Raw genomic sequence first — 12493 nt, forward strand, 5'->3', positions numbered from 1 at the left:
GGGCCGTCGGCAATGGTTGCGTTCCGGTAAAAGTGAGAGGCAGTGTTGTGTTATTTCAATAGTTTAGCCGGACGTGCGCGCGCGCACATCCGGCTTGCGAGCGTCCAGACCGGCCAGTTCGGCGGCAGGGAGCCCACACGCAATCTCAGGCGACGAGGCTCGCCTCCATCGTGATCTTGGCATTGAGAACCTTGGAGACCGGGCAGCCGGCCTTGGCCTGCTCCGCCGCCGCCTGGAACTTCGCGGCGTCCCCGCCGGGGATCCGCGCCTTGACGGTCAGGTGAACCTCGGTGATCGCGAATCCGCCCTCGACCGGCACGACGGTGACCGCCGCCGAGGTCGCGATCTCCTCGGCCGTCATCTCCTGCGCGTCGAGCACGCCCGAGAGCGCCATGGAGAAGCATGCGGCATGGGCGGCGCCGATCAGCTCCTCGGGATTGGACCCCTTCACCTCGCCGAACCGCTTGGCGAAGCTGTAGGGCACCCCGTCCAGGACCCCCGATTCGGTCGAGACCTTGCCGTCCCCCGTCTTGATCCCGCCGTTCCAGACTGCCGACCCGATCCGTTTCATCGCTCTCTCCCCCGTCCAGGATGCCGCGCGGCGCGGATGCGCCCGCCGGGACCCAATCTAGCGGCTGGTGCCGGAAATTCGAGAGCGATCGCGCATTGGTGGCATGGCTTCGCCGCCGCCGATCTCCACGAGCGTGATCCCGATGGCTTCCCCGGCATCCGCCAGGACCTCGCCCGAGGGAGCGACGGCGAGGCTGTGCCCGTAGGTCCGGCGCGCCCGCCCCGCCCGGGTCGCGTGCAGGCCGGTCTGCGCCGGCGCGAGCACGAAGCAGCCGGTCTCGACCGCGCGCGCCCGCAGGAGCACCTCCCAATGCGCCGCGCCGGTCGGCACCGTGAAGGCGGAGGGAACCGTCAGGATCCTCGCCCCGGCGCGCGCGAGATCGCGATAGAGCTGCGGGAAACGCAGATCGTAGCAGATGCTGAGCCCGAGCCGCCATCCGGCCGCCGCCACGGTCACCGCACGGTCGCCGGGCCGGATGGCGGCCGATTCGCGGTAGCTCTCGCCATCGGCCAGGGTCACGTCGAAGAGATGGATCTTGTCGTAGCGCGCGCGGATCGTGCCGTCGGGCGCTATCACGAAGCTGCGGTTGACGAAGCGCGGATCCCCGTCGCCCGCCTTCAGTAATAGGCTCCCGATCACCAGCCAGCAGCCCAGCGCGCCCGCGACCGACCGCAGCCGCGCCAGCGTCGCGTCCTCGGCCTCCTCCGCCAGGACCGCCCGCTGCTGCGCCCGGTCGGCCGAGACGATATTGGTGCATTCCGGCGTCAGGATCAGATCCGCGCCCTGCCGCGCGGCATCGCGGATCAACGCCTCGGTCTCGGGCAGGTTCGCGGCGGGATCGTCCCCGGAGCAGAGCTGGACCAGCGCCGCCCGCATCGGCTCAGCCGGCCAGAATCGGGTCGAGCTTGCCGGAGCGGTCGAGCGCGCTCATCTCGTCATATCCCCCGATATGCAGGTCGCCGACGAAGATCTGCGGCACCGTCCGCCCGCCGTTCGACCGCTGGACCATCTCGCTGCGCCGCGGCGGATCCACCGATACATCGATCTCGGTGAATGCGACACGCTTTCCCGACAGCAGGCGTTTTGCCGCGAAACAATAGCCGCAGAACGGCGTCGTGTAGATCGTCACATCTTTCATGGGATCATTCCGGGGCGTTTCGCCACGCTATATGGGAAGCGAGTCGGCGAAGGCAACACGTGCTAGAACCAGAATATCTACCCGCGTGGCGCCGGCGCCACGCAGCGTCTCGGCGCAGGTCGAGAGCGTCGCCCCGGAGGTCAGCACATCGTCGATGAGCAGGATGTTGCGGCCCTTCACCTCGGCCGCGCGGCGCGCAGCGACCGCGAAGGCGCCCGCCTGGTTCGCCGCGCGCGCCGCCCGGTCCATGCCTTCCTGCGGGATCGTCAGCCGCCGCCGCTCGAGCAGATCGACCGCGGCCGGCTTGCCAGAGAGCTGCGACAGCCGGCGGGCAAGCTCGGCCGACTGGTTGTAGCGCCGCCGCAGGAGCCGCCGCCAATGCAGCGGCACCGGCACGACGAGATCGGCGGCGGCGATCTGAAGGGCACCGGCCGAGGCCATCCAGGCGGCGAGCGGCCGCACCATGTCGAGCCGGTCGCCATGCTTGAACTGCAGCACCATGCGCCGCCCCGCACCCTGATAGATCAGCGCGGCCGCGCCGAAATCCCAGGCCGGGGGATGCCGCTGGCAGCGCTCGCAGAGATCCTCGGCCGTCGCCTCTCCCATCAGCGGGACGCCGCACTTGACACAGGCCGTGCCGGAGACAAAGACCGTGTCCCGCCAGCATGCGGGGCAGAGGCCATGCGCGGTATCGGTGTATTCCGGGCAGGCGAGGCACCGCGGCGGGTAGATGGTGTCGACGATCCCGGTCCGGATCGCCGCCAGCGAGGCGCCGAGCGGCAGGCGCCCTATGCCGGTCTTCAGGGAGGATATGACATGCATGATACGACCCGCCTCTTCGATCCCGAAATCCTCGCCCGGCGACGCCAGCGCGCCGACCGGCTCGGCAATGCCGATTTCCTGCACGAGGCCGCCGCCGCCGAGATCTCAGAGAGGCTGAAAGAGATTAACAGATCGTATCTTGCGCCGGCCCTGATCGGCCCACGCGGCGATCTCTGGCAGCACCTGCTTGCAGCGGCGCTCGACGGCCCTCCGCATCTCTGCGCCGATCGCGACATCCTCGATCTGGCGCCGGCGCGGCACGACCTGATCGTGCATCACCTCGGGCTGCATTGGGCCAACGATCCGGTCGGGCAAATGGTGCAGGCGCGCCGGGCGCTCAGGCCCGACGGCCTCTTCCTCGCGGCCCTTTTCGGCGGCGCCACGCTGGCCGAGCTGCGCGAATCCCTCGCCGCTGCCGAAACGGAGGTGTCGGGCGGGCTCAGTCCGCGCATCGCGCCGATGGCCGGGATCCGCGACCTCGGCGCCCTGCTGCAGCGCGCCGGCTTCGCGCTGCCGGTCGCCGACAGCCTGCGCTTCGACGTGCTCTATGCGAATCCCTTCGATCTCATGCGCGATCTGCGCGCCATGGGCGAGACGAACGCCATGCACGAGCGCCTGCGCCGCCCGACCCGGCGTGCCATCTTCACGCGTGCGGCGGCGCATTACGCCGTGCGGTTGGCGCGGCCGGACGGACGCATTCCCGCGACATTCGAGATCATCTTCCTGACCGGCTGGGCACCGTCCGCCGATCAGCCGAAACCCCTGCGCCCGGGGTCGGCCAGGGCCCGGCTGGCCGACGCCCTCGGCGTTCCCGAGCGGAGCGCCGGCGAGAAGCCCGGGTCCGAGGGGGTTTGATTCCGGTCGCCCCGGGCCTAGATGGGAGGCGTCCGGCCAACATTGTCCGATCCGGCGGCCCCATGTATGACGCGCAGATGAAGCCGAACGATCCGTCAGTCGATGCGCCCGGCGAGGGCCGGCTCGCCTTTGCGCCCCCGGATCATCCGCCGATCCCGCGAGCGCGGATCGGCGTCATCCTGGCCAATCTCGGAACGCCGGACGGGACGGATTACCGCTCGATGCGGCGCTATCTCAGCGAATTCCTCTCCGACCGCCGCGTCATCGACTATTCCCCCTGGTTCTGGCAGCCGCTCCTGCAGCTGGTGATCCTCACGCGCCGCCCGTTCCGCTCCGGCAAGGCCTATCGCGGGATCTGGAACAACGAGGCCGACGAGAGCCCGCTGCTCACCACCACCCGCGCCCAGGCCGCGGCCCTGGCGAGCGCCCTGGAGCCGCTCTACGGCGACCGCGTGCTGGTCGATTTCGCCATGCGCTACGGCAACCCCTCGACGTTCTCGGTGATCCGCGGCCTCAAGGAACGGGGCTGCGAGCGCATCCTGTTCTTTCCGCTCTATCCGCAATATTCCGCCCCCACCACCGCCACGGCGAACGATCAGGCCTTCCGAGCGCTGATGACGATGAACTGGCAGCCGTCGATCCGCACGGTGCCGGCCTATTTCGACGAGACGGCCTATATCGACGCGCTCGCCGGCTCCGTCGAGCGGGCCTATGCCGGGCTCTCCCGAAGACCCGACCTGCTGGTGACGAGCTATCACGGCCTGCCGCAGCGCTACCTCACGGAAGGCGACCCCTACCACTGCCAATGCCAGACGACGACGCGGCTGCTGCGCGAGCGGCTGGGGTTCTCCCCGGAGGAGGTCGTCATCAGCTTCCAGTCGAAATTCGGCCCCGAGGAATGGCTCAAGCCCTATACCGTGGAGGAGGTCGCCCGGCTCGCCAAGGCCGGCAAGCGCAACATCGCGATCATGGCGCCCGCGTTCTCCTCGGATTGCGTGGAAACGCTCGAAGAGATCCGCGAGGAGATCCAGCATGCCTTTCGTGCAGCCGGCGGGGAAACCTTCACCTATATCCCGTGCCTCAACGCCGACCCCGCGCATGTCGCCATGATGTCGGATATCGTGCGACGCGAACTCGGCGGCTGGATCTGAACCCCGGACGAAGCGTCAGAAGTGACGCGGCCGTTCGGTTGTCGCCTTGCGATCAGGTCCGATGGATCGCGGCACCACCGGATCGCGGAATTCCACGGGCCTGCCCCGATAGATCGTCTTCCCGTCCTTGACCAGGATCTCGCCGTTCCCGAGGGTCTCGACCAGTTCACCCTGCACGGAAACGCAACTGGACAGCTGGATCGTTCGGTACATCGTCCCACATCCCCGGATCGTTTCTTCCCAGCCTACAGAGCCGTCCTGCCCCTGTCACGTTTGAATCGATTTAGATCGGGTTTTCATGTCTTCAGAGCCAATCCCGCAACACCGCGAGCAGGGGCAGGTCGGCCGGCGGCATCGGCCATGCCGCAAGATCTCGGGGACGCACCCAGCGAAGCGCGGAATGCTCGTGGGCCTGCGGCGTGCCCTGCCATTTCCGGCAGGCGAAGAGCGGCATCAGCAGATGAAAATCGTCATAGGAGTGGCTGGCGAAACTGAGCGGCGCCAGGCAGCTCCGCCAGGTATCGATGCCGAGCTCCTCGCGCAATTCGCGAATCAACGCGGCCTCGGGCGTTTCGCCGGGTTCGATCTTGCCGCCGGGGAACTCCCAGAGCCCGGCCATGGCCTTGCCCTCTGGCCGCTGGGCGATCAGCACCCGCGAGTCGCGATCGATCAGCGCGACCGCCGCGACGAGGACGAGCTTCAAGAGCGATAATCCGCGTTGATCGCTATATATCCATGCGTGAGGTCGCAGGTCCAGACCACGGCCCTGCCGGCCCCCAGTCCCAGATCGACGCCGACGGTGAGCTCGCTGCGCTTCATATAGGCGGCGCCGGCCGCCTCGGAATAGCCGGGCGAGACCCAGCCGTTCTCCGCCACGAGGATGTCGCCGAAGCGGATCGACAGCCGGTCGCGGTCCGCCGATGCGCCGGACTTGCCGACGGCCATCACGATCCGGCCCCAATTGGGATCCTCTCCGGCGATCGCCGTCTTGACCAGCGGCGAATTCGCGATCGAGAGCGCGACCTTGCGCGCATCGCCATCGGTCAGGGCCCCCTCGACCCGAATCTCCACGAACTTGCTCGCGCCCTCGCCATCGCGCACCACCTGCTGCGCGAGATCGAGCATCACGCTCTCGAGCGCCGTCTCGAAGGCGGCAGCCCTCGAATCGTCGCCGTCGAGTAGCGGCGGCATCGCCGCGCGGCCCGTCGCCGCCATCAGCAGCGTGTCGGAGGTCGAGGTGTCGCCGTCCACGGTAATGCAGTTGAAGGTGCGTGCGCCGATGCGCGACACCATGTCCTGCAGCAGATCCGGCGCCACGGCGGCATCGGTGAAGAGAAAGACCAGCATCGTCGCCATGTCCGGCGCGATCATGCCCGAGCCCTTCGCGAAACCGGCGATCGAGACCGGGACGCCGCCCAGATCGGCCCGCGCGGCCGCACCCTTCGCATAGGTGTCGGTCGTCATGATCGCCCGCGCCGCCCGCGCCGCGCCGCGCGGATCGAGATCGCGCCGCAGCTCCGAGAGCTTGGCGACGATCCGGTCGTAGGGGAGTCGCTCGCCGATCACGCCGGTGGAGGCGACGAAGACGTGGTCCCGGGCGATGCCGAGCGTATCCGCCGTCGCCGCGACGGTCGCAGCCACCGCCTCCCGCCCGGCGCCGCCGGTGAAGGCGTTCGAATTGCCGGAATTCACCAGGATGGCGAAGCCGCTGTCGCCCGCCGGCGCGGCGCGAAGCCCCGCCAGCACGTCCTGGCACCAGAGCACCGGCATCGACCGGGTCGAAGACCGTGTGAAGACCCCCGCGAGGGCCGATCCCGCCGCGATCTCCGCCAGCATCACGTCGAGGCGGCCGGGATAGCGCACCCCGGCCTCCGCGGCCGCGAAACGCACGCCGTCGATGACCGGAAGCTCCGGGAAGCCGGCCGGAGGCGCGAGGGGCGACACCGGTTTCGCCGCCTTTCTGGCCGGCGCCGCCGGCGCCGCTTGATCGGGATCCCCCATTCTGCCCTCCGCGCCCCGGTCTCGGTCTTCACTCGCTCAGGAGATCGGTCTCGCGGATCGCGGCGGGCGGCACCACGGTTTCGCTCATCTCGATCGCCGCGCCGCTCCGCAATTCGGCGATGCGCGCCTGCAGGGCCTCCTGGCGGAGCTGGGTCTCGATCTCGCCGCGCACGTCCTCGAGCGGCGGCGGGCTCGTGTCGCGCTTGTCGTTGAGCTTGATGACATGCCAGCCGAATTGCGACTGCACCGGATCCGACACGTCGCCCACGGCCATCGCGGCGACGGCGGAATCGAATTCGGGAACCATCTGGCCGCTCGTGAACCAGCCGAGCTCGCCACCATTGGCGCCCGAGCCCGGATCGGTCGAATTGGCCTTGGCGAGCTCGGCGAAATCGGCGCCACCATCGATCTGATCCTTCAGGCCCTTCGCCTCCTCCTCGGTCGCCACGAGGATATGGGCGGCGCTGAATTCCGGCTGCGGCACGAAATCGGTGACGCCGGCATCATAGGCCGCCTGCACCGCCGCCTCGTCCAGCGCTTCGGCGGCCATCTCCTCCTGGACCTCGAGCGCCGCCAGCGTGCCGCGCCGCTCGTTCTCCAGATAGAGCTTGACCTCCGCGGGATCTGCCGCCGGATCGGGCGACTTCAGCTTGGCGAGCAGGGTCTGGTCGATGATCTGTTCGAGCATGCCCGGAAACAGCGTTTCGTCGGGAATCTGCTGGTACTGCTGGGGGAGGCGTTCCCGCATCACGATCAGATGGCCGAGCGTGATCTCGGTGCCGTCCACGGTCGCGAGCACGGTCGAGGCATCATAGGCCGGGTCCTCGGCGAGGGCGGGGCTGGCTAGGACCAGGGCCGACAGGGCCCCGGCGCTCAGAAGTCTGTGCATCGGCTACTCCAGTTCGCGCGGCGCGTCTCGGCCTGCGCTGCAAATCTCCCGTGGCACCGCATATCCGCGGCGCCGTTGACAGGCGCGGCCGCGCCGCTTACATCCCATGCCGGTTGAAGGAAGGCAGATCGCGCCTCGCGCAGACTTAGACCGATCGGCGCCGGTGAACAAGCGCCCCCGTCATGACAAATCGGTGGGCCGGAGACGGAGCGGCGGCTTGGTTCGACGCCGGCTCAACGGGATTTGAGGACGACACGTCATGCTGGGACTGGGCTCGATCGCCAGGAAGGTCTTCGGAACGCCGAACGACCGCAAGATCAAGTCGACGCGACCTCTGGTCGATAGGATCAACGCGCTCGAGCCCGATTTCCGCGCGCTGAGCGACGCCGGGATCCGCGACAAGACCCAGGAGTTCCGCGATCGGCTCGGCCAGGGCGAAACCCTCGACGACCTGCTTCCCGAGGCCTTCGCCAATGCCCGCGAGGCGGCCCGGCGCACGCTGGGGCTGCGTCCCTTCGACGTGCAGCTCATGGGCGGCATCTTCCTCCACGAAGGCAACATCTCCGAGATGAAGACCGGCGAGGGCAAGACCCTCATGGCGACGCTGCCGGTCTATCTCAACGCGCTGACCGGGCGCGGGGTGCATGTGGTCACCGTCAACGACTATCTCGCCCGCCGCGACGCCGACTGGATGGGCATGGTCTATCACGCGCTCGGCCTGAAGGTCGGGGTCGTCGTGCCGGGCATGTCCGAGCCGGACAAGAAGCTCGCCTATGACGCCGACGTGACCTATGCCACCAACAACGAGCTCGGCTTCGACTATCTCCGCGACAACATGAAGCCCGACCTCGCCCAGGTGCTCCAGCGCGATCACTATTTCGCCATCGTCGACGAGGTGGATTCGATCCTGATCGACGAGGCGCGCACCCCGCTGATCATCTCCGGCCCGAGCCAGGACCGCTCCGAGCTCTATATCGCCATCGACAAGCTGATCCCGGAGCTCACGCCCGAGCATTACGACCTCGACGAGAAGCAGCGCTCGGCGACCTTCACCGAGGAGGGCAACGAATTCGTCGAGACCCGCCTCGGAGAGATGGGCCACCTGCCGGAGGGGGCGACGCTCTACGATCCCGAGAGCACCAATATCGTGCACCACGTCAACCAGGCCCTGCGCGCCCACGTTCTCTTCAAGCGCGACAAGGATTATATCGTGCGCAACGGGGAAATCGTGCTCATCGACGAGTTCACCGGCCGCATGATGTCGGGTCGCAGGCTCTCGGAGGGGCTGCACCAGGCGATCGAGGCCAAGGAGGGCGTCGGCATCCGCCCCGAGAACGTGACCCTCGCGAGCGTCACCTTCCAGAACTACTTCCGCCTCTACGAGAAGCTCTCCGGCATGACCGGCACGGCCGCCACCGAGGCCGACGAGTTCGCCGAGATCTACGGTCTCGGCGTGGTCGAGGTGCCCACCAACATGCCGGTGATCCGCAAGGACGAGGACGACCAGGTCTTTCGCACCGCGCGGGAGAAATACGCCGCCATCGTCGGGGAGATCGCCCGCGCCCACGAGGCCGGCCAGCCGATCCTCGTCGGCACCACCTCGATCGAGAAATCCGAGGCGCTCTCGGAAATGCTCAAGAAGGCCAAGGTTCCGCACAACGTGCTGAACGCCCGCTATCACGAGCAGGAGGCGAAGATCATCGCCGAGGCCGGCGTGCCGGGCGCGGTGACCATCGCCACGAACATGGCCGGCCGCGGCACCGACATCCAGCTCGGCGGCAATGTCGAAATGCGGGTGGTCGAGGAGCTCGAGGCCGCCGAGTCGGGCGGGGAGGAGGTCGATCCGGTCGCCATCCGCGAGAAGGTCGAGGCGGAGATCGCCGAGGCCAAGGCGCGCGCCATCGCCGCCGGAGGCCTCTACGTGCTCGCCACCGAGCGCCACGAGAGCCGCCGCATCGACAACCAACTCCGCGGCCGCTCGGGCCGGCAGGGCGACCCGGGCCAGACCAACTTCTACCTCAGCCTCGAAGACGACCTGATGCGGATCTTCGGCTCCGAACGCCTCGATTCCATGCTCGGCAAGCTCGGCATGAAGGAAGGCGAGGCGATCGTGCATCCCTGGGTCAACAAGGCGCTCGAAAAGGCCCAGGGCAAGGTCGAGGCGCGCAACTTCGACATCCGCAAGAACCTCCTGAAGTTCGACGACGTGATGAACGACCAGCGCAAGGCGATCTTCCTGCAGCGCCGGGAGATCATGGAGGCGCAGGACCTCTCCGACGTCACCCGCGACATGCGCCACCAGGTGGTGGAGGATCTCGTCTCCGAATACATCCCGGCCCGCGCCTATGCCGACCAGTGGAACATCGAAGGTCTCGACGCGGAACTGCGCCGCATCTTCGGCATGGACTTTCCCGTCGCGGCCTGGGCCGAGGAGGAAGGCGTCGACGACGAGACGATCCGCGAACGCCTGACCGCCGAAGTCGACAAGCAGATGGCCTCGAAGGCCGCGCGCTACGGCTCCGAGACCATGCGCTCGATCGAGAAGCAGGTGCTGCTCCAGACCATCGACCAGAACTGGCGCGAGCATCTGGTGACGCTCGATCACCTGCGCAGCGTCGTCGGCTTCCGCGGCTACGCCCAGCGCGATCCGCTCAACGAATACAAGTCCGAGGCCTTCCAGCTCTTCGAGACGCTGCTCAACAAGCTGCGCTCGGAGGTGACGCGCATGCTCGCCCATGTCCAGGTCATGACGCCCGAGGAACAGCAGGCGATGCTCGCCCAGATCCAGGCGCGCGCGCAGGCCCAGGCGCCGCAAACCTCCGCTCCCGGCAGCGATGCGGGCGCGACGCGACGCGCGCCCGCGCTGGCCCATGCCGGCGCCGCAGCGGCCGATGGGGTCGACCCCGACGATCCGGAGACCTGGAGCCGCCTGGGCCGGAACGACCCGTGCCCCTGCGGATCGGGCAAGAAATTCAAGCACTGCCACGGACGGGCCTGACCGGCCCCCGCACCACCCGAATGAAGCTCCCAATCGCCTTCGGCCAAGCCGCGCCGAAGCGATCGGGCTGTCCGTCCGCAGCCCGTGCCGCGTGGTCCACGGCTCGACCTTCTGTGGATAAGTCTGTGAACACTTCCCCTGCGAGTAGCCTCAAGACGGGAACAACTGGGGCGGAACCATGCCGGCAGGTCGCCCTGTCCCCCGCCTTTCGCGCGGCCATGAGCCCGGCGGGACTTGATTCACAGAGGCCCGCAGCCACCTGAAGGATCCCCGACCATCCCGTTGAATCCAAGCCGATTCCCCTCGGACCGGCGCTGTGGATAATCGCCGTGGGCCGACGGGAAAACATTTGATCCCCCGGATTCGACCGCCTATCTAAAACTTCAAGATTCAAGTGAATCTGGAATCCGGTTTCAGGAATGCCGCCACACCGACTGGAAAGGATGCCCGGAAGGGGCCCGACGGGATTGCCTCCGGATGCATGACCTTTTGCTCACGCTCTACCCGTGGACGAAATCGCTGCATGTGATCTCCATGGTCGCCTGGATGGCCGGGCTCTTCTATCTGCCGAGAATATTCGTCTATCACGTCGAAGAGGCCGGCGATGACGAGCATCTGGACCGGGTGTTCGCGACGATGGAGCGCAAGCTCCTGAAGGCGATCATGACGCCCGCCATGATCGCGACCTGGTTCTTCGGGACCGTCCTGGTCCTCACGCCCGGGGTCGTGGACATCCTGCACGACGGCTGGTTCCATGTGAAGCTGGCCTTCGTCCTGCTCCTGACCTGGTTCCATTTCTGGCTCGGCGCGCGGCGGCGGGAGTTCGCCGTCGGGGCGAACCGGCGAAGCGGGCGGCGCTATCGCCTGATGAACGAGCTTCCGACCCTGGCGCTCGTCGTCGTCGTCGTTATGGTGATCGTCCGTCCCTTCTGAATCAGGACATGTTTGACAAGCGCGGGCGGCTGTGACACGAACATATCCCGTGCCGGCGACATCACTGTCCGGCGAGTACGGTTTTCCTATCAGAATTCGAGGCTGGATTGAGTATCCAAATGGATTTGTCGAACGACATTGAGCAATTGTCCTTGGCCGACCTCAAGGCCAAGACACCCGCCGACCTGCTGACCATGGCCGAGGAGCTCGAAATCGAGAACGCCTCGTCCATGCGCAAGGGCGACATGATGTTCGCCATCCTCAAGGACATGGCGGAGGAAGGCGTCGAGATATCCGGCGACGGCGTGCTCGAGGTGCTGCAGGACGGCTTCGGCTTCCTGCGTTCGCCCGAGGCCAATTATCTCGCCGGGCCGGACGACATCTATGTCAGCCCGAATCAGATCCGGAAGTTCAACCTCCGGACCGGCGACAGCCTCGAGGGCGTCATTCGCGCGCCCAAGGAGGGCGAGCGCTATTTCGGGCTGGTGAAGGTATCCACCATCAATTTCGAGGATCCGGAGAAGGCCCGGCACAAGGTCCATTTCGACAACCTCACCCCGCTCTATCCGGACGAGCGCATCCAGCTCGAGATCGAGGATCCGACGATCAAGGACCGCACCGCGCGGGTAATCGACCTGGTGGCCCCGATCGGCAAGGGCCAGCGCGGGCTGATCGTGGCGCCGCCGCGCACCGGCAAGACCGTGATCCTGCAGAACATCGCCGCCTCGATCGCGGCGAACCACCCGGAATGCTATCTCATCGTCCTGCTCGTGGACGAGCGGCCGGAAGAAGTCACGGACATGCAGCGCTCGGTCAAGGGCGAGGTGGTGGCATCGACCTTCGACGAGCCGGCGACCCGCCACGTGGCGGTGGCGGAGATGGTCATCGAGAAGGCGAAGCGCCTCGTCGAGCACAAGCGCGACGTGGTCATCCTGCTCGATTCGATCACCCGGCTCGGCCGCGCCTACAACACGGTGGTGCCGTCCTCCGGCAAGGTGCTGACCGGCGGCGTCGACGCCAACGCCCTTCAGCGGCCGAAGCGCTTCTTCGGCGCGGCGCGCAACATCGAGGAAGGCGGATCGCTGACCATCATCGCCACGGCGCTGATCGACACCGGCAGCCGCATGGACGAGGT

The 12493-nt window shown here is 67.4% G+C and carries 13 protein-coding genes; 5 read left to right on the top strand and 8 right to left on the bottom strand.

Annotation, left to right across the window (positions count from 1 at the left end; translation table 11 throughout):
- Positions 1–145: 145 nt before the first annotated feature.
- From V7050_RS02985 to V7050_RS03000, 4 genes are read right to left on the bottom strand one after another with little or no spacing between them, the layout of a single operon-like run.
- The gene (locus tag V7050_RS02985; RefSeq protein ID WP_324365308.1) at positions 146–571 is read right to left on the bottom strand and encodes an OsmC family protein; all 426 of its coding nucleotides are present in this window, start codon (positions 569–571) and stop codon (positions 146–148) included.
- Positions 572–628: 57 nt separating this feature from the next.
- Positions 629–1447 carry a carbon-nitrogen hydrolase family protein gene (locus tag V7050_RS02990; RefSeq protein ID WP_324365309.1) on the bottom strand — a complete coding sequence of 273 codons (819 nt, stop codon included), beginning with the start codon at positions 1445–1447 and terminating at the stop codon, positions 629–631.
- A 4-nt stretch (positions 1448–1451) separates the two neighbouring features.
- Positions 1452–1709, bottom strand: coding sequence for a glutaredoxin 3 (gene grxC / locus V7050_RS02995; protein WP_324365310.1), 258 nt, complete (start codon positions 1707–1709; stop codon positions 1452–1454).
- A 27-nt stretch (positions 1710–1736) separates the two neighbouring features.
- On the bottom strand, positions 1737–2531 hold the full coding sequence (locus V7050_RS03000; RefSeq protein WP_324365311.1) for a ComF family protein: 795 nt from the start codon (positions 2529–2531) through the stop codon (positions 1737–1739).
- Here V7050_RS03000 and V7050_RS03005 point away from each other — a divergent pair.
- Together V7050_RS03005 and hemH are read left to right on the top strand one after the other, a co-directional pair.
- Positions 2526–3386, top strand: coding sequence for an SAM-dependent methyltransferase (locus tag V7050_RS03005; protein ID WP_324410225.1), 861 nt, complete (start codon positions 2526–2528; stop codon positions 3384–3386). The genes V7050_RS03000 and V7050_RS03005 overlap by 6 nt on opposite strands.
- 77 nt (positions 3387–3463) lie before the next feature.
- Complete coding sequence (gene hemH, locus V7050_RS03010; protein WP_324365325.1) at positions 3464–4537, top strand: ferrochelatase; 1074 nt, start codon at positions 3464–3466, stop codon at positions 4535–4537.
- 15 nt (positions 4538–4552) lie between these two features.
- Here hemH and V7050_RS03015 read toward each other — a convergent pair whose 3' ends face one another.
- The 4 genes from V7050_RS03015 to V7050_RS03030 all read right to left on the bottom strand — a co-directional run bounded on the left by V7050_RS03015 (position 4553) and on the right by V7050_RS03030 (position 7427).
- Positions 4553–4750: a hypothetical protein gene (locus V7050_RS03015; RefSeq protein WP_324365313.1), complete on the bottom strand. Its 198-nt coding sequence runs from the start codon at positions 4748–4750 to the stop codon at positions 4553–4555.
- A gap of 91 nt (positions 4751–4841) precedes the next feature.
- A complete protein-coding gene (locus tag V7050_RS03020; RefSeq protein ID WP_324365314.1) occupies positions 4842–5240 on the bottom strand; it encodes a (deoxy)nucleoside triphosphate pyrophosphohydrolase in 399 nt (132 codons plus the stop codon).
- Positions 5237–6538, bottom strand: a complete 1302-nt coding sequence (argJ, locus tag V7050_RS03025) for a bifunctional glutamate N-acetyltransferase/amino-acid acetyltransferase ArgJ (RefSeq protein ID WP_324365315.1) — start codon at positions 6536–6538, stop codon at positions 5237–5239. The genes V7050_RS03020 and argJ overlap by 4 nt, the downstream gene beginning before the upstream one ends.
- Before the next feature lie 28 nt (positions 6539–6566).
- A complete protein-coding gene (locus V7050_RS03030; RefSeq protein WP_324365316.1) occupies positions 6567–7427 on the bottom strand; it encodes a peptidylprolyl isomerase in 861 nt (286 codons plus the stop codon).
- A 259-nt stretch (positions 7428–7686) separates the two neighbouring features.
- Here V7050_RS03030 and secA point away from each other — a divergent pair, with 259 nt between their 5' ends.
- The 3 genes from secA to rho form a co-directional block, all read left to right on the top strand.
- On the top strand, positions 7687–10425 hold the full coding sequence (gene secA / locus V7050_RS03035; protein WP_324365317.1) for a preprotein translocase subunit SecA: 2739 nt from the start codon (positions 7687–7689) through the stop codon (positions 10423–10425).
- 477 nt (positions 10426–10902) lie between these two features.
- Positions 10903–11358 carry a protoporphyrinogen oxidase HemJ gene (hemJ, locus tag V7050_RS03040; protein ID WP_324365318.1) on the top strand — a complete coding sequence of 152 codons (456 nt, stop codon included), beginning with the start codon at positions 10903–10905 and terminating at the stop codon, positions 11356–11358.
- Positions 11359–11477: 119 nt separating this feature from the next.
- A partial coding sequence (gene rho, locus V7050_RS03045; protein ID WP_324410227.1) for a transcription termination factor Rho occupies positions 11478–12493 on the top strand: 1016 nt, incomplete at its 3' end.

Source organism: Amaricoccus sp., assembly GCF_036846665.1.
Classification (GTDB): Bacteria; Pseudomonadota; Alphaproteobacteria; order Rhodobacterales; family Rhodobacteraceae; genus Amaricoccus.